The organism is Epilithonimonas bovis DSM 19482, from assembly GCF_900108115.1.
Taxonomy (GTDB): domain Bacteria; phylum Bacteroidota; class Bacteroidia; order Flavobacteriales; family Weeksellaceae; genus Epilithonimonas; species Epilithonimonas bovis.
The window spans coordinates 82,575-104,059 of the sequence record NZ_FTPU01000006.1 but is presented as its reverse complement, the minus strand read 5'-3'; the positions used below and the strand labels follow the sequence as shown (position 1 = coordinate 104,059).

The window sequence follows — 21,485 nt, the reverse complement described above, 5'->3', positions numbered from 1 at the left end:
GACAAAATTTATAAATCAAATTAGCCCAGTCCAAAAGGTTTTCCGATTTTTGAATCCCAAAACTTGAATTTTAATCATAAAAATTACATATAATAATGGAGAGTAATATCTTAGACTGCGTCATTATAGGATCCGGACCTGCAGGTTTTACAGCAGCTATCTACGCTGCAAGAGCCAACCTGAAACCCGAATTGTTTACAGGGTTGGAACCAGGCGGGCAGTTAACCACCACTACAGATGTAGAGAACTTCCCCGGATATCCCGAAGGGATTACCGGCCCGGAAATGATGTTGCAGTTGCAAAAACAAGCCGAGCGTTTTGATACAAAAGTTCATTATGAGATGATCTCCAAAGTCGAATTTTCTCATAAAAGAGGTGGCGTACACATGCTGAGTACCGGTTCCCGGGATATATTGGCGAAAAGTGTCATTATCTCCACCGGAGCAGCCGCAAAATATCTTGGCCTGCCAGACGAGAAAAAATATGCGGGTGGCGGTGTATCTGCCTGTGCGACCTGTGATGGTTTTTTCTACCGCGGTAAAGATGTAATAGTTGTAGGAGCCGGCGATACGGCAGCGGAAGAAGCCACTTATCTTTCTCAGATTTGTAACAAGGTCACGCTTTTGGTAAGGAAAGACCATTTCCGGGCGTCCAAAGTGATGGTAGACCGCGTGCTGAATACGTCCAATATCGAGGTGAAGTATAATCACGAATTAATTGGTATCGAAGGTGAAAATGCTCTGGTAGAACGTGCTAAAGTTGTTAATAACCTGACTGATGAAGTCTCAACAATTGATGTTCACGGGATTTTTATCGCGATTGGCCACAAACCGAATACGGATCTGTTCAAAGGGCAGATAGACTTAGACGGATTAGGTTATATTGTAACAGAGGGTAAATCTTCCAGAACCAATCTCCCTGGCATTTTTGCTGCGGGCGACGTTCAGGATCACCACTACAGACAGGCGATAACAGCTGCCGGCAGCGGTTGTATGGCAGCAATGGATGCGGAAAAATACCTTGGCGAATTGGCTGGTGAAAACCACACCTGGGTGGAACGCTAATTAGAGCTGAAATTTTTAACAATAAACGAAACGGCCTGAGAATTATCTCAGGCCGTTTCTAATAAAGAACTATTACAAAAAATTGATTTATATGTGTTTAAGAGGAATAATTACTTGTCGCTAAAAGCCAATTCTGTTTTAGTATTAGGTCTACTTATAGTTCTTTTTTCATCTTTATTATGGAGTTTATAATACAAAAATGCGATCAGGGTTGGTTTGTGATAGATTTTGTAATATCTGTATTGTGTATTAAAATGCCTCAGGTTAATCTTATAAAAATCATACCCAATGACGACCAGCAAACAGAGGCTGATGACATAAAATACCCTGAACTCGAGGTGATAATACGTTAATCCGGAGAAAACGGCCCCCATCACATAAGCAATCATAATGCTCATCAGTAATTTTGCTTTACCAATCAGTTCCGGGTTTTTCCTGAATTTTTTCTGAGTAAACATAGAAAAAAGAATCCCCAAATCTGTTGTGGTACCGGTAAGGTGGGTTGTTTTTACAGAGAAGTTGGATATACTGGCAGTCAGTCCATTTTGCAATCCTGTCGCGAAAAGCATCAGTGCCACAAGTGCTTCGGTTTCACCCAACGTTTTCTGATAATAAAACTGTCCGTAGATCCCTACTGCCAAGAGACAGATAATCTCCAGGATAATAGGGAAGGCGTGTGCAAAATACTTACTTTTCCTATTGAAGTTAATGACACTCATATTGGCCACAAAACTCCCGAAGAAGAATAGGAAAATCCATGCGCCAACAACGGCGACCTGTGTCCAGTTTCCCTGGCTGATCTCTGCCGCCAGAATGGCGTAATGTCCTGTGACATTGGATGTAAAGGAGAGGAATATGAGTAGGGATGCTATATTTATAGTTCCTGCCGTAAAGGCAGTCAGCGTCCCCAGTCTTATGTTGTCTCCCAACGTTCTGCTGTTACTATAATTTCTTAACATTTTAATTCTTTTTTGTTTGGTGTAAAATTCTAATTTTATTAAAGGAAAACCTCGGCGAGGCGTCCTCTTTCCGGTGCGAATTCCGGTGTCGTGGTAGTAATCTCCACCACATCCAGATGACGGCACTTTTTGATATAAGGTGTAATATCAAACTGGGCTTTCTTCAGGTTCCGTAACTTAGCGGTAGAGATATACGCTTCGTCAGCGGCAATGGCATCTGCAAATTGGTTAAAGGACCTCTGGAAGCTTCCGGTGAAAACTTCGCATGATACTTTGTTGATGAGGTCTGGATATTTGTTATAAATTATGCTGTATGCATCACAAAACTCCTGAGATCTTATCTTGCCCAGTAATGAGGTTTTGGTGGTAAACAGCAGGTCTCTGATCGAGTCGCCCATATCGTAACCGCATACAAAAACGATATTGTAACGGTTGGTGTCATTCTGTTCACTTTTATTTCTCAATACTTTTTTGAGAATATCCAATGACTCAAGTGAAAAATCGGTGGCTATTAAAATGGTTTTGGTCATGATATTTTGTTTGATTCGGTTTTGTTATTTTTTGATAATACAAAACTATCATGACCAAATTAGAATGCTTTTGGAATAGAATTAAAATGTAATTAGAGAGATTAAAATGAGATTAGAATACCTGGTAAATTATCAGTATTTACGTTTTCAGGTAATTTCTTTAAATATTTTGGGCAGCTTTTCCGCCCTCCGTTCCCGCTATTTTTTGCCCTTGCTTATTCCCAGAAAAAAAATGAGCTTCACTCAGGTCGGGCTGCGGGGCATACGGTAATTTATTCAGTCGGGACATAGATCGGGAAGCGGATCTGCACCGTTGTTCCAACATTTTCTTTGGAATTGACGATCAGTTCGCCATTATGGATTCTCACAATGTTTCTGGCCAGCGGAAGCCCAATGCCATAACCTTCGTAATTCTTGGTATTAGAAGCCCGGTAAAAAGGATCGTAAATCTTGTCCATTTCAGAATCGGGGATACCGATGCCATGGTCTTTTATGATAATATAGACATGATCGTCTGTGGCGCCCAGAGATACTTTTACCTGTTGGAAGTTGGAGTATTTGCAGCCGTTATTAATAATATTAGCCATTGCGAGGTGAAGCAATTGTTCGTTCCCCTGCACTTTCAGTTTTTTAGGATTATCCGGCAGCATGCTGATATCCAGGTAAACATTATTTTTAGAATTGATCCGTTTGGCTGTCTCGATAACATCCCACAGCAACTGATCCATCCTTACTTTATCCATCTTTTGGATTTTCCCGTCAAAACCGGTTTGGGCAATCATGAGAAGTGCCTTGATCTTTTTATCCAGTTTTTCGGCTTCATCCAGAATAATCTGCAGCGTTTCCTGATAATGTGCTTCGGAGCGTTTCTGAGACAAGGCCACATCAGCCTCGCCCATAATAGAAGTAAGTGGTGTTCTCAGCTCATGGGATACGTTTCCAATCAGGTGATTTTGGGTCTCAAAAGAGGTTTCTATCCTGTTGAGCATATCGTTGAAGGTATCAATCAGCTCATTCAGTTCTGTATTGCCCGGTTGCGGTTCCAGCCGCAGGTGGAGGTTTTCTGAACTTATTTCTTTTACTTTTCCTGTAATTTTAAGAATGGGTTTGAAGAGTGTTTTCGACAGATAAAAGGAGAAAATCATCGAAAAAAATATGGCTAATACCATGCAGGTAACCAGCGTCCTCTTGAGATAGCCGAGATAATCTACCACATAATGGTTTTTTGCCGACGCAATAGCAATATAAGTTTTGTCATCGGACTTGAAAGATTGTCCTATGTAATAAAATTCCTGATCATTATAGTTGTCTTCACCTTTTTTGATAATATTTTTAAAAAATGTATCAGGAATGTGTATCTGACTGGTAATCTGGCTGTAGTTGGAATCCCTGGGAACTTCAAAAACATAATCTTTTTCCATCGGTAATTCTTCATCATTGGTACTGTTTAGGATATGATTAGCCGGGATGTCCAGGTGTTCTTTACCCTTCTCGATCTGGACAATGGTGGTCGCACGGATTTTGAGTAATTCATAGAACCGCTGATGCGAAAAGTTAACGATAGAAAAATAAACCAAAGCGCTGAACAGCAAAATAACGACTGTAAAAACCAGCATCAGGAGCAGCATGGTTTTGGTTTGGTTGGTGGAGATTCTTTTCAGCATTTTGATTAAGGTTTTTTCAGCACATAACCCATTCCTATGACGGTATGTATCAGTTTGTCATCATCCTGTGAGTCCAGTTTTTTTCTTAGGTAGTTGACGTAGACATCCACCACATTAGTCCCCAATTCGTAATTCACACCCCACACCGCTTCCAGGATTTCTGCTCTGGAAATCACTTTTTCGGGATTATTGAGAAAGTAGAGGAGAAGCTTATATTCGGTAGAAGTGAGTGAGATATCGTTACCGGACCGGCTTACTTTTTTGGTGTAATCATTCACTTTAAGATCAGAGAATTGATAGATGTTTTCGTCATTAATCTCAACAGTGTCTGAGCCGTTGCTGTGACTGCTTCTTCTGAGGAGTGACTTGATACGCGCTACCAGCTCTATAAATTTAAACGGTTTTACCAGGTAATCATCACCGCCGCTTTCCAGCCCCAAAACAATATTTTCTGAAGAATCCAGCGCGGTAAGAAATAAGATCGGCACTGTTTTATTGTTTTTTCTAATTTCTTTACATACTTCCAGCCCGTTGATGTCCGGGAGCATAATATCCAGGATGATGAGGTCAAAATCGTTATCTTCTGCCATCTTGATCCCCGTTTTGCCGTCAAAAGCAACGGAAATATTGTAGTCCAGTTCCTGCAGTCCTTTTTTTATAAACGATACCACACTGGATTCATCTTCTATCAGAATAATTTTTTTCATAACTAATCCTACAAAAATATAAAATTAAATCGATTGCTGTTTTAGCATCAGAATTGGCTTGAGTTTGCAAATAATTTTCAGATAATGTGTTTGGATTTCGGGAAATTTCAGATTTTTTTTTAAACGATGGATTTTGGTCAATTAATTGTATAGCAAAATATAACAACTATAATAACTTACTGCTATGAATATTTCTTACTACGATTTCAAAAACCTGTCGGATTTTACGCAGTGCCAAATGGTTCTCAATCAAGGCCAATTAATGGAAGAGCGGACTGTAGATAAGCTGAAGTATGTGCTTTATCAGATATCCAGTTTTTCTGTAGAGATTATATATAATACCACAAGCGAAAAGATTGCAGCCGTTAATGTCTATCAAAACCGCGCCATCTACGCACAGTAGACTTCAGTTATGACGTTCATCAAAGTTTATCTCACACGCAAAAATTTTGTACTGGTCAACACAGCGCATATTGTGTATATCAATCCCAGCACTGAGAACAGAGGCTGCACTCTCATATTGGCAACCGGCATTAGGCTTAATTCTGTTGAGGATTATGATGTTTTGTTAGATCAGATTGGCGAGCGCTGATCCTTGACAAAAGCTTGCCCGCCCTATTTTAAAAATTAAATTTGTATTTTTCCACCGATAAAAAACTGTCTTTTGAAATTAGAACTCAACTGGAGAAAGATTCTTAAACGTACTTTGATCACCATTATCAGCATAGTGGTGTTTTTGATATTATTGATTTTCAGTCTGCGCATACCTGCGGTACAAAATTTTGTAAAAGACAAACTGATTGTATATCTGCAGGATAAAATCAAAACAAAAGTCAGTCTGGACAAGGTCTACATTGGTTTCCCCAACAGCCTTGTGATGGAAAATCTTTATTTAAAAGGTCAGGATATAGATACTTTGCTCGCTGTAAAAAAATTGGATGTCGGCCTGGATATGTGGCAGCTCATCCATTCCAAAGCAGATCTTACGTCAATAGATCTGGAAGGTGTCCGTGCCAATGTTGTGAGAAATCCACAGGGCAAGTTCAATTTCGATTATATTATTGATGCCTTTGCAACATCAGACAAAGAAGAAAGCCCGTCCAAACCATTTATTATTTCGCTGGACAAGATAAAACTGAAAGATATTGGTGTCACTTTTAACGATCAGCAGTCGCGTAATGATATCAAAGTCTATGTAAAATCATTTGACACAAGGGTAAAAACCTTTGATTTGCAGAATAATTCTTATGCCGTCAATGATATTAATATGGACGGGTTAAAGCTTAAACTGAAGCAGGATCTGATAGAAGAAGTCTCAAAAAATGTTGAGAAAAAAGTCGATTCTCTTAACCAAAAGAAGCCCATGAAGTTGGGACTAAACCGCATCAGGCTGACCAATTTTGATATTGATTATGGCGATGACAATACCAAAACGTTTGCAAAAGTTCTTTTCAGGGAACTGAGTACAAAAGTCAACAATATCGATCTGGAAAATAATGATTACAATGTTGGGAATGTCCTTTTAACAGGTGCCAAAATCAATGCTAATCTTTTTCTGCCAGCTGCTGATGCCAATACTGAAAAGGCTGAAAAACCAGAACATAAAAAAGACACTGCCAAAGAAAAAGCCATGACGGTTCTTCTTGGCAAATTGATTTTGGATGATGTAAAAGTGGCCTATAACAACACGGCTGTTGCCCCAACCAAGTCAGGAATGGATTTTAACCATCTCAATTTTGCAAAGCTCAATCTTGACCTTCGCAATTTTAAAATGGAGAATAGTACGTTCGCAGGCAGTGTGAAATTAGCAGAAATCCGTGAGGCAAGAGGTCTGGATATTCAGAAATTCAATACCGATTTTGTCTACGCACAAAAAGAGGCTTACCTCAAAAATCTATACCTGCAAACCTCCAAAACGCTATTGAGGGATGAGGTGGTGCTTAATTATAATTCAATAGAACAGTTGACAGCTAATCCCGGTGCTGTAAAAATAGCAGCCAACCTGGAGAATTCTAAAATCGGTTTTGCTGATATTCTCAATCTGGTGCCTAAACTCAAAAATACGGCGCCTTTTAACAAATATCCCAATGCTATTCTGAATGTGGATGCCAATTTAAGCGGTTTTGTTAATGATCTGTTGATTAACAGGCTCAAGGTTTCCGGCCTGGATCAGTTAAGAGTTTCCGCATCCGGACGTGTAAAAAACGCCATGAAGCCGGGTCAGTTGTATTATGACCTCAGAATAGCAGAGTTGGCATCATCAGGAAAAACAGTTTTTAACCTGGTGCCAAAAGGTACGATTCCAAGTAATATTTCGTTGCCTTCGCATTTCAGCATCAAGGGTTTTGCTAAGGGAACAACAAAAGTTGTGAATACCAATCTCAGCCTTTATTCTACCTTAGGCAATGCCGGAATTGTGGCTAAAGTGGATATGCGTAGAAAAAACAGGGAACTCTACGATGTCAAAGCCAATCTGCAAAATCTACAGATTGGGAAAATCATCCAGAATAAACAGGTGGGCGCCATTACGGCACAGATCGGGGCAAAAGGCGAAAGTTTTGATTTCAAACAGGCTAATGCCGATTTGCGGGGTAATGTACAATCGGTTACGTATAATGGCTACCGCTACCAGAACATGAACCTGGTGGGAAAAATCAGGCATGGTGCATATCATATCGAACTCAATTCCAAAGATCCGAACGCTAATCTCCATTTGACAGCTTCCGGTATTTATAATGATAAAAATCCAACAGTTAAAGTGAATGGTGATATTACCAAGCTTGATCTTCACAAATTAGGGTTTTACAGTTCGCCAATGATTATCGCAGGCGGAATTGATGGCGATTTTACCAATCTGGATCCTGATCATCTCAACGGCTATCTTAATCTGCAGCATTTTGCCATTTCGGATACCAAAGAAGTTTATCCTGTGCAGGAAATTAAATTGAATGCTGTTTCTACAGCGGATTCAACTGCTATCAGGCTGAATTCTCAGATTGCTGATGTGGAACTGAAAGGGAAGTACAAACTGACACAGATTTTTGGGGCGTTGCAGCAGACGGTTAATCACTATTATCAATTCCAAAAACCCGGGAAAGCGGCTAAAATTGATCCAGGCCAGTATTTTTTGCTGAATGCCAGCATCAAGAATGATGATCTTATCAGGAAATTTGTCCCGGATCTTAAAAGCTTCGAAACGATTAATATCACAGGGAATTACAATGCCGATTCTCAGTTGATTGAGCTGAATGCAACGATTCCTCAAGTATTATATGGTACTAATTCTTTAGAAAATACCAGCCTGAAAATAACCAATCAGAATCAGGCCTTGCAGTATAATCTGGATATGGCTGCGCTCAAAAGTGAAAGTTTTGCACTCAACAAAGTCAATGTCAACGGTGATGTGGCAAATAATGTTATCAATTATAATATTACCACCAAAGATGATAAAGATGTGACACGCTTTTTGATTGCCGGTACAGCCAAATCGATGAATGATATTACAGAAATTTCATTGAAGCCGGCCGGGTTAAAGCTCAACTATATGGATTGGACCGTGGCAGATAACAACAAAATCCAAATAGGCAGCCGCGGGATTTTTGCAGATAATTTCCGTCTGTCCAATTCGGGAAGCGAGATTCTGTTGCAGTCAGAAAGCAATGCGTCCAACAGTCCGCTCAATGTCTCGCTCAAGGATTTTAAAATAGAAACGATTACCGAGATTATCAAAAAAGATTCATTATTGGCAAAGGGAACGATCAATGGAACGGCGCAACTGAGGAATCTGAGCAAAAACATGACCTTTACCGCAGATCTGGATGTTGATGATTTGTTTGTCTATGGCAGCCCTGTGGGTAAGCTGGATGTTAAAGTAGCCAACACATCAGCCAGTGTTCTTAATGCAGATATTGCACTTTCCGGAAATAACAATGATGTTAAAATCCTGGGGAATTATAATACATCAGCCGGCAGTTTTGACCTTAATATGAATATGAATCAGCTGCAGATGGCCACGTTGCAGGGCTTTTCTATGAATGCCATAACCAATACCGAAGGTTACCTGTCCGGCGATCTCAAGATTACCGGGACTGCCGCTGCTCCTAAGATTTTGGGTGATCTGAAAATGAATAATGTTGGACTGATGATTGCCCAAACCGGAAGCGACTTCAGGAAAATTAATGATAAAATAGCATTTACCAACCGCGGAATTGAGTTTGATAACTTTAAAATTAATGACAAAGACGGCAATTCACTTAATATAGACGGGCAGGTTCTTACGCAGACTTACCGCGATTTTGCCTTTAATCTGGACCTTCGTGCAAAAGATTTCAAGGTAGTGAATTCAGAAAAGTCCAATGATGCGCTGATGTATGGTATTCTGGCAATAGATGCAGCGTTGCAGGTACGCGGCAATCTCGATTTGCCAAAGGTTGACGGCCGTCTCTCGGTGGCTGATAATACAGATTTCACATTTGTCTTACCACAATCCAATCCTTCTTTGCAGGAGCGTGATGGCATTGTAGAATTTGTAGATCAGGATCAGATTGCGCTGAACAAAACCATCAAAGCAGACTCTATAGATACAGAAAGTAAGATCAAAGGCATGGATGTTAGTGTTAATATAGAAGTCAGCAAAAAGGCCAAACTATCATTATTAATTGACAAAGCCAACGGAGATTTTGTAAAACTCCAGGGCGAAGCAGAACTCACCGGCGGCGTAGATCCTTCTGGTAAAACGACTTTGGTTGGGGTTTACGAGGTAGAGTCGGGGAGCTATGAGATGACGGTAAGTCTTCTGAAACGCAAATTCGATATTCAGAAAGGAAGTACCATCACCTGGACCGGCGAACCAACTACGGCATTGATGGATATAACCGCGATCTATAAAACCGAAACAGCGCCTATTGATCTTGTTGAGCAGCAGTTGAGCGGGGAGAGTGCGGCAACCCTTAATCAGTTTAAACAGAGAATCCCTTTTAATACATTACTGAAAATGAAAGGCGAACTGCTTAAACCGGAGATCAGTTTTGATATTACGACAGATGAGAAAAATAACTCGGTGTCATCTACAGTGACGGATATTGTGGATCAAAAATTATCACAAATCAGAAATCAGGAATCGGAGATGAACAAGCAGGTTTTAGCGCTGTTATTGCTGAACCGCTTCATTGGTGAAAACCCTTTTGAATCTAGCGCCGGACTTTCTGCAGAGGATATGGCAAGGCAGAGTGTGAGCAAAATCCTGTCGCAACAGATCAATAACCTGGCTTCCGGGCTCATCAAAGGTGTAGATCTCAATTTTGATTTGGAGTCGTCGGAAGATTACTCAACCGGGCAAAAAAATACACGAACAGACCTGAATGTTGACATTAGTAAAAAACTACTGAATGACCGGCTAAAGGTATCCGTAGGAAGCAATTTTGGATTAGAAGGTGAAGCACGCCAAAATGAAAATATGACCAATATTGCCGGTGATGTCACCGTAGATTACAGCCTCTCCAGAGATGGGCGTTACACACTGCGCGCTTACCGTAAAAATGAATATCAGGTGGCATTGCAGGGCCAGATTGTAGAAACGGGCCTTGGTTTTATCATCACTTTGGATTATGATAAATTCCGTGAGATTTTTGAAAAAGCCAAAAAAGAATCAAGGAGAGAAAGAAGAAATAACAAAGAAGTAGAGTTTAAGTAAATGAATATCAGTAATAGTTATATCAGACAGTTTTTGGTTTTTGCTTCGCTTGGCCTTGCCGTGTCCTGCAGCAATACCAAGTATCTGAAGGAAGGGCAAATGCTCTACACCGGAGCAGAAGTTAATATCAAAGGTGACAGCCTCTCCAAAAGTGATAAGAAAAACCTGAAATCTGAACTGGAGGCTAATCTTACACCCAAGCCTAATTCTACTTTCCTAGGTTTGCGCCCAAAACTTTTTTTCTATAATATTGCCAAAGAGCCCAAAAAAGAGAAAGGCTTTAATTATTGGCTTAAATATAAATTAGGAGAAAAACCGGTGTTGCTTGGCGATGTAGACCGAGAGTTTAACAAGGATATTATCGAAAATTATTCTGAGAACAAAGGCTACTTCAATGCAAAAGCAACTTACGATACGCTTTCGAAAAATAAGAAAGCGAAAGTGATTTATAATGTAAAGCCAGGCGCAAGATACCTGATTAGCCAAGTGAAGTTTCAGAAAGATTCTACTTTGATTAATTCAGAAATTCAGAAACTTACAGAGAAAACACTTCTTAAAGTTGGTGAACCTTTTGATCTGGATGTTATAAAGGCTGAGAGAGAACGCATTGATAATGGTCTTAAGCAGCGCGGGTTTTATTATTTCAGTGGTGATAATATCATTGTGCAGGCAGACAGTACGGTGGCTAAAAACCATAAAGTGGAGCTTAATGTCAAACTGAAGGATAATACACCGGACTTGGCCACAGAGCAGTTCAGTATAGATAAGGTGGTGGTTTTCCCGAGTTATAATATCCGCGATGCACGGATTGGGAAATATAGTGTCCCTATGAACAGTGATTCTTTGGGCAAATATGCGTATAACGATATTTATGTTATCGATCCGGAGCATAAATTTAAACCAAAAATATTTGACCGTGCTCTTTATTTTAAAAAGGGCGATTTGTATAACCGTGCAGACCATAACCTAACGCTCAACCGGCTGATAAGCTTAGGCGTTTTCAAATTTGTTAAGAACGAATTTATTGTTTCAGATTCTCTGCAGCATAAGTTTGATGCGTATTATCTTTTGACGCCAAGACCGATTCAGTCTTTGAGGCTGGAGGCGTTAGGAAGAACCAACTCTGCGAATTATGCGGGTAGCGAGGTTAACCTAAACTGGACACACCGTAATTTTTTCAAAGGTGCAGAACAGTTTAAGGCTTCGGTTTATGGGGCATTTGATGTGCAAATGGGCGGGCCGGAGAATGCCAAAAATCTCTTCCGTGCCGGTACCAATGTACAATTATCTATCCCCAGGATTGTAGCGCCGTTCAGATTTAATTCCTCCAGTGCGTTTGTGCCGCGTACCAATATTACGCTGGGTTATGAGTTCCAAAACAGGACAGAATATTATACACTCAATACGTTTTCCGGATCCTTTGGATATGTCTGGAAAGAGAATGCCAGGAAAGAACATGATCTCAAAGTGATTGATATTACGTATGTAACGCCGGCTAATGTCACGCCACTCTATGATTCTATCTCTGCCAAAAGTGATGCTATGCGTCGTGTGGTTCAAAAACAGTTGATTTTTGGTCCAACGTATTCTTATACCTATACCAATACCATGCTTCAGAAGCCAAGCACTATTTATTATAAAGGGACTCTGGATCTGGCGGGTAATCTTACAGGCCTGCTGACGGGTGCCAATGCTAAAGAAGGGAAGGAGAAAAGCATCTTTGGAGTACCGTTTAGCCAATACGCGAAAATCGAAAACGATTTCCGATTTTATCATAAATTTAATGAGAAGACCTCGTTGGCAACCCGTTTTATTGGAGGTATTGCTTATCCTTATGGCAATTCTGATAATATCCCTTTTTCTAAACAGTTTTTTTCCGGTGGTAGCAACAGTATCAGAGCATTTCGTGCGAGGACATTAGGCCCGGGCAGTTTTGATCCAAGGACAATTCAGGAGGGTTATTATTTTGATCAGTCCGGCGATATCAAACTGGAACTGAATGCGGAATACCGGGCAAATATTTATAAATTCCTGAATGTCGCTCTTTTTGCCGATGCAGGTAATATCTGGCTTGTCAACGAAGATTCACAAAGGCCGGGAGCCAAATTTTCAAAAGATTTTATGAAAGAAATTGCTGTGGGAGCCGGGTTTGGTTTACGTCTTGATTTTTCAATCTTAATCCTGAGACTTGACTTGGCAATGCCGCTGCGTGTGCCTTATTATCCAAAAAATGACCGGTGGATGTTCGATAAAATCAATTTTGGTGACCCGAGCTGGCGAAAAGATAATCTGATTCTCAATATTGCGATTGGCTATCCTTTCTAACTATAATCAATTTATAACCATCCAATAGCGGACTTGTTTGATATATAAACTTCTCAAAAAAACTCAACAAGTAATAAATTTCATACTCTAATTGATTTAGTATTAACTTACTAGCAATTAATCACTAAAGTATATTTTAAACTTCAAAATAATCGATATTGCTTTTTCCAGGATAAAGTATTTCTTTGTTTTAAATAATAACTGCTTACGATTTTTTAGGTTTTACATACTTTATACCTTAAATTTGTCTATAAACATAATATTATGGCAAATTGTAGTAGCGGATGTTGTGGTACAGATGATAATGAGTTGAACTGCCATCAGCACGAACATAGCGATCACGACCATCATCATAGCAATATCAACATAGGATTAATCATCAGCCTGGTTATATTTTTTGCCGGATTGATTCTTGATTTTTGGATTCAGGCAGATTGGTTTACGAATAATTTTTGGCTAAGGCTGGGTTGGTATCTTGTATCCTATATTCTTGTAGCTTCTTCAGTATTCAAAGAAGCTTTTGTAATGGCCAGAAAGTTGGATTTTTTTAATGAATTTTCTTTGATGGCTATCGCCACAATAGGTGCGTTTGCCATTGGTGATTTTCCGGAAGCTGTAGCCGTTATGTTGTTCTATACCATTGGTGAGATGTTTCAGGAATCAGCTGTTAACAAAGCCAGGGATAATATCAAGGCACTCGTGGATGTCCGCCCAAAGGAAGCAACTGTTTTCCGTAATGGGAGTTGGCAGAGTATTTCACCTGCAGAAGTAGCAGTTGGTGAAAAACTTCAGGTTAAAGTGGGTGAAAAAATCCCTCTGGATGCCTTTTTGCTCTCGGAAAAAGCAAGCCTTGACACATCAGCACTTACTGGTGAAAGCAGGCCTTCTGTCTTCCGGCAATCTGAGGTGGTCTTAGCTGGTATGCTAAATCTGGATCAGGTTATTGAGATAGAAGCAACAAGACTTTTCGAAAACAGCTCTGTTGTTAAGATTTTGGAGATGGTGCAGGAAGCCAGTTCCAGAAAAGCCAAAACGGAATTATTCATTAGGAGATTTGCCAAGATTTATACCCCCATCGTATTTCTCTTAGCTGTTTTTATCACATTGGTTCCGGCACTTTTGGTCCCGGATTATAATTTTCGTCATTGGTTATACAGAGGGTTAGTTTTTCTGGTGATATCATGTCCATGTGCATTGGTTATCTCAATCCCATTGGGGTATTTTGGCGGTATTGGCGCGGCATCCAGAAACGGGATTTTATTCAAGGGTTCTAATTTTCTGGATATTATCGCAAAGGTGACAACAGTAGTGATGGATAAAACCGGAACATTGACCAAAGCCGTTTTCAAAGTTCAGAAAGTTGTCACAGAAAACATTTCGGAACCCGAATTTCTGACCATTTTGTCGTCTATAGAAAGCCAGTCTAATCATCCCATTGCTAAAGCCATTGCCCAATATCATCCTACAATCATTATTCCCGAGAGCGTGGAGGAGATTTCCGGAAAAGGCCTTAGAGCCGTTATCAATCAAAAAATAGTTCTGGCAGGTAACCTGCAGTTGCTTAACAGCTACAATATTATTTACCCGGCAGAACTGGAAAATATCAGGGAGACCAGTGTTATGCTGGCGGTGGACAATGTGTATTATGGTTATGTGATAATTGCTGATGAACTGAAGGACGATGCCTTATCAGCCATTCATAAACTGAAAGCGCAACAGATAAAAACCGTGATGCTAAGTGGTGACAAAAGCAGCCTAACAAAATCTGTGGCTCAAAACCTAGGGATTGATCAGGCTTTTGGCGATCTGTTACCCGAGAATAAAGTTGAAAAGCTGGAAAGTATTATGAAAAATCCCAAAGAAACTGTCGCATTTGTAGGTGATGGTATCAATGATGCACCGGTTTTGGCGCTGAGCGATGTTGGGATTGCGATGGGTGGCCTTGGGTCTGACGCTGCTATAGAGACAGCCGATGTCATTATCCAGACAGATCAGCCATCTAAGATAGCTACGGCCATCAGTATTGGTAAAGCGACCAAAAAAATAGTCTATCAGAATATCGCTTTAGCCTTTGGTGTCAAGGTTATTGTATTGATATTGGGCGCCGGCGGACTTGCCAATATGTGGGAAGCTGTTTTTGCTGACGTAGGTGTGGCAATGCTGGCTATTCTCAATGCAGTCCGAATTCAAAATATGAAGTTTGCTTAAATATCAGAGCAAAAAAAAGTTCAAACAGCAATGTTTGAACTTTTTTTAATTCATTTTTAATACAATTAAATTGGCTTGAACTCTAGATTTTGTTCTTTCAGTAACCTGGCTTCAGCTTCTTTATAGTAACCGCTTGATAATTTGGTGAAAATAGAATCAAAGGCGGCCAATGTTTCATTAATTTCTGCATCAGTGTGGGAAGCTGTTGGAATTAATCTTAAAAGAATCATGCCTTTTGGGATTACAGGATAGGCCACTACGGAAGTGAAAATACCGTAATCTTCTCTCAATTCTTTTACAAGCAATGTAGCCTCTACTGGTGAACCTTCAATAAAAACCGGTGTAACGCAAGTGTTGGTATTACCCAGATTGTACCCGATTTTTCTAAGGCCATTTTGCAGCTTGTCTACATTTTCCCAAAGCTTAGCTTTGATTTCAGGTCTTGTTCTTAGAAGTTCGAGTCTTTTTAATCCACCAATGACCATTGGCATTGTAAGGGATTTAGCAAAAATCTGAGATCTCAGGTTGAATTTCAGGTAACGGATAATATCTTTATCTCCTGCTAAGAAAGCTCCAAAACCCGCCATCGATTTGGCGAAGGTAGAAAAGTAGACATCTATCTGATCCTGGCAGCCTTGTTCTTCGCCGGCTCCTGCTCCGGTCTCACCAAGGGTCCCGAATCCGTGGGCATCATCAACCAATAGTCGAAAGCTGTATTTCCCTTTCAGTGCACAGATTTCTTTCAGTTTTCCCTGTTGTCCTCTCATGCCAAAAACCCCTTCGGTAATTACTAAAATCCCGCCGCCAGTTTCTTCTGTAACTTTTTGGGCGCGTTTCAGGTTTTTTTCAAGGCTTTCTATATCATTATGTCTGTATGTAAAACGTTTTCCGGCATGTAACCTTACACCATCCACAATACAGGCATGAGAATCTACATCGTAAACAATAACATCATTTCTGGAAACCAGCGCATCTATCGTAGAAACCATACCCTGATAACCAAAGTTAAGGAGGTAAGCAGCATCTTTTTTTACAAATTCTGCCAGTTCTTTTTCCAGCTGAAGATGTTGCTCGGTCTCTCCGGACATGGCTCTGGCACCCATTGGATAAAACATTCCGTATTCTGCAGCCGCATCGGCATCCGCTTTTTTAACATCGGGGTGGTTACATAGTCCGAGGTAATCATTGGCACTCCAGAAGATAACTTCTTTACCCTGAAACTTCATCCTTGGGCCAATTGGTCCTTCTAATCTTGGAAAAATATAATAGCCTTCACCATAATCTGCAAATTGGCCTAATGGGCCCGGGTTGTGTTTTATTCTTTCAAAAATGTCCATTTTTCTAACTGATATTTTGATTGTAATTAAAAAACCTTTTGTATTTACAAAAGGCTTATAAATATTGTGTTTTAGAATTAGTTGATGTACTCTGTTTTGAAAATTTCATCATAATTGTGAAAACAGTTATTGATAAAACCTTGTTCTTCCATCCATTTGTCGCTATACACCTTGGTGATGTAACGGGAACCGTGATCCGGGTAGATCAGGACGATAAGATCATCTTTTTTGAACTCGTGGGAATTGGCATACTGTATCAGTGCCTGTGTTACGGCACCAGTGGTATAGCCGCCCAGGATAGCTTCTTTCAGGGCAATTTCGCGGGTTCTGTACGCTGACATTTCATCATTCACTCTTACATATTCGTCGATCTCATCAAAAAGCAAAGCACCAGGAATCAGGTTTTTCCCCAATCCCTCAATCTGATAAGGATGAATCTCTGATTTATTGATTTTTCCGGTGTCGTGGTATGTTTTCAGGATAGATCCGTCTGCATCTACGCCAATCACTTTGATATCCGGATTTTGCTCTTTCAGGTATTTTGCTGTTCCGGAAAGTGTTCCACCTGTACCGGTACAGGCAAAAATGTGGGTGATTTTGCCTTCGGTTTGTTTCCAGATTTCCGGTCCGGTCGTCTGGTAGTGTGCATCAATATTGAGTGCATTAAAATACTGATTGATGTAAACAGAATTAGGTGTTTCTTTAGCAATTCTCTTGGCTACTTCATAATAAGATCTGGGATCATCTGCAGGAACCGAAGCGGGGCAGACATATACGGTTGCGCCCAATGCTTTCAGATAAGCAATTTTTTCCGGTTTGGTTTTATCGCTCACTGCAAGGATACACTTGTAACCCTTTACAATACAAACCATTGCGATAGAAAATCCTGTGTTGCCCGAGGTTGTTTCTACAATAACAGAGTCGGGCTTTATCAGTCCTTGTTTTTCTGCATTTTCTATAATATGTAAGGCTATTCTATCTTTTGTAGAATGCCCTGGATTATAGGATTCCAACTTAGCGTATACTGTCGCAGGAATGTCCTTGGTTACTCGATTTAATCTGATTAACGGTGTGTTACCGATTAACTCAAGAATGTTATCGTATACATTCGTCATTTTTATATCATTTTTCTCTCAAAAACTGTCTGCAAAAATAAAAAAAATATTGCAATGTTTTTAGTTTTATATATTGAATATGATTTTAATCAAATAATCTACCTAAGAATTAAGGTGATTTTCTGCCTAATTTTTAAAATCACGGATTATTTAATTTTTGTTAAAAACCTAAAAAACTGGTACAAAAACATTAATTTCGCCGATATTTCGTTTTTTATATGAAGAATTGGACTTTTAAGCAATGGAACACCATCTTGGGATGGGTCGTTTTTGTAATCGCATTTTTCACCTATTTATCAACAATTGAGCCTAATTTCAGTTTTTGGGATTGTGGTGAATATATTTCTTCCGCTGTCAAGCTTGAAGTAACGCATGCGCCTGGTGCTGCACTATTCCAGCTCGTGGGAGCAGTTGTCGCATTATTCGCTTTTGGCGACGGTCAGCATTATTCGCTGGTCATTAATGCGATGTCAGCTTTGTTCAGCGCGTTTACAATCCTGTTTTTGTTTTGGACAATTACCCATCTTGTCAGAAGGTTATTGAATAAAGAATTTGAAAATATAACAGTTGCAGAAGAGATTGCAACATTATTTGCTGGCGCTGTAGGGGCTTTATGTTTTACTTTTTCTGATACCTTCTGGTTCTCTGCGGTAGAAGGGGAAGTTTACGCCATGGCAAGTATGTTTATTGCGCTTATAGTATGGCTGATTACCAAATGGGAAAACGAATATCTTGAGAAAGACAACGAGAGATGGATTATTCTTCTGTTCTTTGTGATTGGTTTATCTGTAGGTGTACATATGATGTGTATGTTGGCGTTGCCTGCGGTTTGCCTGATTTATTATACCAGAAACTACAAATTTAGCTGGAAATCATTTTTATGGGCCAATGCCATAACATTGGTTATTCTGGCGATTGTTTTCAAGATCATTTTCCCGGTTGTCATGACCCTATTTGGCAAATCAGAAATTTTCTTTGTCAACGGACTTGGCCTGCCATTCCATTCAGGGACTATCTTTGCGTTTGTGATCCTGGTTGTATTATGCTATCTTTTCATTAATTATACAAGGAAAACAGGCAAATCATTATATCAGACGATAGCACTTTCTGTCGTGTATATGATGATAGGATTCTCCTGCTGGCTGGTCATCCCAATCCGTGCCAATGCCAATCCGCCAATGAACCTTAATGATCCGGATAATGCCATTGGCATGCTGGATTATTACAACCGTGAGCAATATGGTGACTGGCCAACTTTTTACGGCCAAAATTATACGGCTTATCTGGACCCTAATGGCATCGAAAAGAACGAAGATGGCAGTTATAAAACTGAAAAAACTGGCGATACATACGAGAGAGATCCGCAAACCGGTAGATACCGCGTAGTTGGCGAAAAGTTCAATTATGTTTACAGTAAAGATCAGGTTGGGTTTTTCCCAAGGATGTTCAGTGAGGATAAGTCAGTCATGCCGAATTATATCTCGATGTATGGCGCACCGGATTTTACCTTCAATTATGGTAATGAGCAGGTTTCGGAAAGTCCTGAAGCTAAACAGTTTTTTGATGAACTTCGCCAGAAATATGAGAACGGTACCATCAAAATGGATGATTACCTGAAGGCCAAACAGTTTGGTATTATCAACGTCCAAAAACCGACTTTTGCTCAGAATCTGGATTATTTTATCACCTTCCAGAACTATTTTTACTTTGTAAGATACCTGCTTTGGAACTATTCCGGCAGGCAAAATGATGTAGAAGGGCATATGGAAAATACCAACGGCAACTTCATCACAGGCATCCCATTCATCGACAATAATCTTTGGGGTGACCAGAGTGCTATGCCAGAGAAATTCCAAAACGATAGTACAGTGAAATTCTTTATGTTGCCATTAATTCTTGGTTTGATAGGGTTTTTCTTTCAACTCAACAGAGATTTTGGAAGGTTCTATGCAATATTATCTTTATTTATACTAACCAGTGTCGGGATTGTTTTCTATACCGGAGTAAAACCCTTTGAACCAAGAGAACGGGATTATGCGATGGTAGGATCTTTTTATGCCTTTGCCATCTGGATAGGTCTCGGCGTTGCCGCAGTCTACTGGCTGTTGCAGAAGAAAGTTAAAACCAAGTCTGCACAAGTGGTTGCCGGTGTGGTTCTGCTGGGGATTCCGTTGATGATGGGTTTCCAAAATTATAATGTTCACGACAGAAGCCACCGTTATGCGGCCTATGATTATGCCTATTCCAGCCTCAAGTCGCTGCCGAAGAATGATATCATGTTTGTTTATGGTGATAATGATACTTATCCGGTTTGGGCGATTCAGGAGACCGAAGAGTTCCGTCCGGATGTGAAAGTGGTCAACTTTACATTATTATCCACACCTTGGAATATCGATCAGGTGAAGAGAAGAACCTATAATGCGATGCCGGTTCCGTCGACACTTAATCATGAAGATTACAGAGAAGGTTCTAACGATCAGGTGTATATGATGTCCAAAGATGACTGGTCTAATATTTTTGCCAATCTGAAAGATCAGGGCGCACCGGATACAGAGCTGGCCCAGTTCAGAAAATATCTGACACAGGATTCTATGACGCTGAAAGAGGCTGTTAACTTCCTGAAAATGAAGTCTCCTGAAAAAGATGAGATTGTAAAAATGATTTTTGGGGAAGAGCGGTATGAGAAATTTAATTTCTTACCTGTATCCAAATTTATCCTGCCTGTGAATGTCAATAATGCTGTTAAATCAGGAATAATAACACCAGAAGAAGCTAAGAATGCTGAAAAACAGATAGTTATCAATTATAAAGGATCCAGCATGTTCAAGAATAATATGATGATGATGGACATCCTGGCCAATTTTGACTGGAAGAGGCCAATCAATTTCTCAAGCGGTGGGATCTACGATCCAAGTAATCTGTTCTTCCTGTCCAACTATCTTAAATTTGATGGCTTCAGTTACAGGTTAGTGCCTATCAAAACCGAAGAATCTCCGGATGGCGAATTGGGAATGGTGAATGCCGACCAGCTTTACAACATTGTGAAGAATTACAGATGGGGTAATTTCAAAGACCTTAAAACCCATTTCGATGAAACCTGTACACAGAATATTGTTAGCTACAGATCCTCTGCAAGCCGCGCCGCAGAAGCACTTACATTGAAAGGTGAGAAACAAAAAGCCATCGAATTGCTGGATTTGGCAAACCGTGAAATACCGGTTGTGAAGTACAACGACCCACGGTCGCTCAGCTCTATTGTGTACGCTTACATCGTAGCAGGACAGGAGCAAAAAGGCCTCAAACTGGCAGAAGACCTCAAAAAAGGGATTTTCCAGGAATATGATTATTACACGAGACTTTCACCAAAATTCCAGGCTTATGCAGCAAGACAGATGAAAACCAAACCGATGGAGTACTCTCTGGTTGTGGGCGCTGTTTCTGATGCTTATAATAAAATAGGACAAAAGGAAAAAGGTTATCAGTACCTGGTCAATTCGCTCAATGTGATTGATAAAAGATTCGATACCTTTATCAAAGATCTGCAGGAGATGGGTAAAGAAAAAGCCTATAGGAAAGCAGATGATGTGCAAAAAATAACATCGTTCTACACCTACCTTTTTGATGTGATGAAGGACTACGATACCACTTACGAAGCCGAAAAGATGGATCAGATCACAAAACAGCTGATGAAAGTGACACAATAATTTTAAAAACGGACAGATCAATTTGTCCGTTTTTATTTTGTAGTTTTAATCATTAATTTTTTAATTATTTTATTTTCCGATTGTCATTAGAAGCAATTGATTTTGTCGGGCAGTTCTGGTTAAGGTTAGGAGCTGTTTCCCGCTGTCCACTATATCTTTTGCTTTGCCGCTCGGTCGGCT

The 21,485-nt window shown here is 40.0% G+C and carries 13 protein-coding genes; 7 read left to right on the top strand and 6 right to left on the bottom strand.

Features of this window, described 5'->3' with window-relative positions; translation table 11 throughout:
• The first annotated feature begins 95 nt into the window (after positions 1–95).
• Positions 96–1,064 (top strand): thioredoxin-disulfide reductase, encoded by a 969-nt coding sequence (gene trxB / locus B0B05_RS04130; protein ID WP_076782220.1) that lies wholly within the window; start codon positions 96–98, stop codon positions 1,062–1,064.
• Between the two features lie 110 nt (positions 1,065–1,174).
• Here trxB and B0B05_RS04125 read toward each other — a convergent pair whose 3' ends face one another.
• The 4 genes from B0B05_RS04125 to B0B05_RS04110 form a co-directional block, all read right to left on the bottom strand.
• The gene (locus B0B05_RS04125) at positions 1,175–2,023 is read right to left on the bottom strand and encodes a YoaK family protein (RefSeq protein WP_076782219.1); all 849 of its coding nucleotides are present in this window, start codon (positions 2,021–2,023) and stop codon (positions 1,175–1,177) included.
• 38 nt (positions 2,024–2,061) lie between these two features.
• A complete protein-coding gene (locus B0B05_RS04120) occupies positions 2,062–2,553 on the bottom strand; it encodes a hypothetical protein (protein ID WP_076782218.1) in 492 nt (163 codons plus the stop codon).
• 272 nt (positions 2,554–2,825) lie between these two features.
• Positions 2,826–4,217, bottom strand: coding sequence for a HAMP domain-containing sensor histidine kinase (locus tag B0B05_RS04115; RefSeq protein WP_076782217.1), 1,392 nt, complete (start codon positions 4,215–4,217; stop codon positions 2,826–2,828).
• Positions 4,218–4,222: 5 nt separating this feature from the next.
• Complete coding sequence (locus B0B05_RS04110; RefSeq protein ID WP_076782216.1) at positions 4,223–4,924, bottom strand: response regulator transcription factor; 702 nt, start codon at positions 4,922–4,924, stop codon at positions 4,223–4,225.
• Between the two features lie 184 nt (positions 4,925–5,108).
• Here B0B05_RS04110 and B0B05_RS04105 point away from each other — a divergent pair, with 184 nt between their 5' ends.
• The 5 genes from B0B05_RS04105 (at position 5,109) to B0B05_RS04085 (ending at position 15,149) form a co-directional block, all read left to right on the top strand.
• Entirely contained in the window at positions 5,109–5,327 is a 219-nt protein-coding gene (locus tag B0B05_RS04105) for a hypothetical protein (RefSeq protein ID WP_076782215.1), read from the top strand.
• A gap of 9 nt (positions 5,328–5,336) precedes the next feature.
• Positions 5,337–5,516 carry a hypothetical protein gene (locus B0B05_RS04100; protein WP_076782214.1) on the top strand — a complete coding sequence of 60 codons (180 nt, stop codon included), beginning with the start codon at positions 5,337–5,339 and terminating at the stop codon, positions 5,514–5,516.
• A gap of 72 nt (positions 5,517–5,588) precedes the next feature.
• Positions 5,589–10,616, top strand: a complete 5,028-nt coding sequence (locus B0B05_RS04095) for a translocation/assembly module TamB domain-containing protein (RefSeq protein ID WP_076782213.1) — start codon at positions 5,589–5,591, stop codon at positions 10,614–10,616.
• Positions 10,617–12,941: a translocation and assembly module lipoprotein TamL gene (gene tamL / locus B0B05_RS04090; RefSeq protein WP_084173875.1), complete on the top strand. Its 2,325-nt coding sequence runs from the start codon at positions 10,617–10,619 to the stop codon at positions 12,939–12,941.
• Between the two features lie 264 nt (positions 12,942–13,205).
• Entirely contained in the window at positions 13,206–15,149 is a 1,944-nt protein-coding gene (locus B0B05_RS04085; RefSeq protein ID WP_076782212.1) for a heavy metal translocating P-type ATPase, read from the top strand.
• Between the two features lie 65 nt (positions 15,150–15,214).
• On the opposite strand, the gene B0B05_RS04080 is transcribed toward B0B05_RS04085, so the two are convergent.
• Together B0B05_RS04080 and B0B05_RS04075 are read right to left on the bottom strand one after the other, a co-directional pair.
• Positions 15,215–16,486, bottom strand: a complete 1,272-nt coding sequence (locus tag B0B05_RS04080; protein WP_076782211.1) for an aminotransferase class I/II-fold pyridoxal phosphate-dependent enzyme — start codon at positions 16,484–16,486, stop codon at positions 15,215–15,217.
• Between the two features lie 77 nt (positions 16,487–16,563).
• Positions 16,564–17,601 (bottom strand): PLP-dependent cysteine synthase family protein, encoded by a 1,038-nt coding sequence (locus B0B05_RS04075; protein WP_076782210.1) that lies wholly within the window; start codon positions 17,599–17,601, stop codon positions 16,564–16,566.
• A 218-nt stretch (positions 17,602–17,819) separates the two neighbouring features.
• Between B0B05_RS04075 and B0B05_RS04070 the strand changes: the two genes are divergently transcribed.
• The gene (locus B0B05_RS04070; protein ID WP_076782209.1) at positions 17,820–21,305 is read left to right on the top strand and encodes a glycosyltransferase family 117 protein; all 3,486 of its coding nucleotides are present in this window, start codon (positions 17,820–17,822) and stop codon (positions 21,303–21,305) included.
• Positions 21,306–21,485 lie beyond the last annotated feature (180 nt).

Excerpts from the sequence above, each read along its gene's own strand:
- trxB (WP_076782220.1), top strand. The coding sequence starts at position 96 with ATGGAGAGTAATATCTTAGACTGCGTCATTATAGGATCCGGACCTGCA.
- B0B05_RS04125 (WP_076782219.1), bottom strand. The coding sequence starts at position 2,023 with ATGTTAAGAAATTATAGTAACAGCAGAACGTTGGGAGACAACATAAGA.
- B0B05_RS04120 (WP_076782218.1), bottom strand. The coding sequence starts at position 2,553 with ATGACCAAAACCATTTTAATAGCCACCGATTTTTCACTTGAGTCATTG.
- B0B05_RS04115 (WP_076782217.1), bottom strand. The coding sequence starts at position 4,217 with ATGCTGAAAAGAATCTCCACCAACCAAACCAAAACCATGCTGCTCCTG.
- B0B05_RS04110 (WP_076782216.1), bottom strand. The coding sequence starts at position 4,924 with ATGAAAAAAATTATTCTGATAGAAGATGAATCCAGTGTGGTATCGTTT.
- B0B05_RS04105 (WP_076782215.1), top strand. The coding sequence starts at position 5,109 with ATGAATATTTCTTACTACGATTTCAAAAACCTGTCGGATTTTACGCAG.
- B0B05_RS04100 (WP_076782214.1), top strand. The coding sequence starts at position 5,337 with ATGACGTTCATCAAAGTTTATCTCACACGCAAAAATTTTGTACTGGTC.
- tamL (WP_084173875.1), top strand. The coding sequence starts at position 10,617 with ATGAATATCAGTAATAGTTATATCAGACAGTTTTTGGTTTTTGCTTCG.
- B0B05_RS04085 (WP_076782212.1), top strand. The coding sequence starts at position 13,206 with ATGGCAAATTGTAGTAGCGGATGTTGTGGTACAGATGATAATGAGTTG.
- B0B05_RS04080 (WP_076782211.1), bottom strand. The coding sequence starts at position 16,486 with ATGGACATTTTTGAAAGAATAAAACACAACCCGGGCCCATTAGGCCAA.
- B0B05_RS04075 (WP_076782210.1), bottom strand. The coding sequence starts at position 17,601 with ATGACGAATGTATACGATAACATTCTTGAGTTAATCGGTAACACACCG.
- B0B05_RS04070 (WP_076782209.1), top strand. The coding sequence starts at position 17,820 with ATGAAGAATTGGACTTTTAAGCAATGGAACACCATCTTGGGATGGGTC.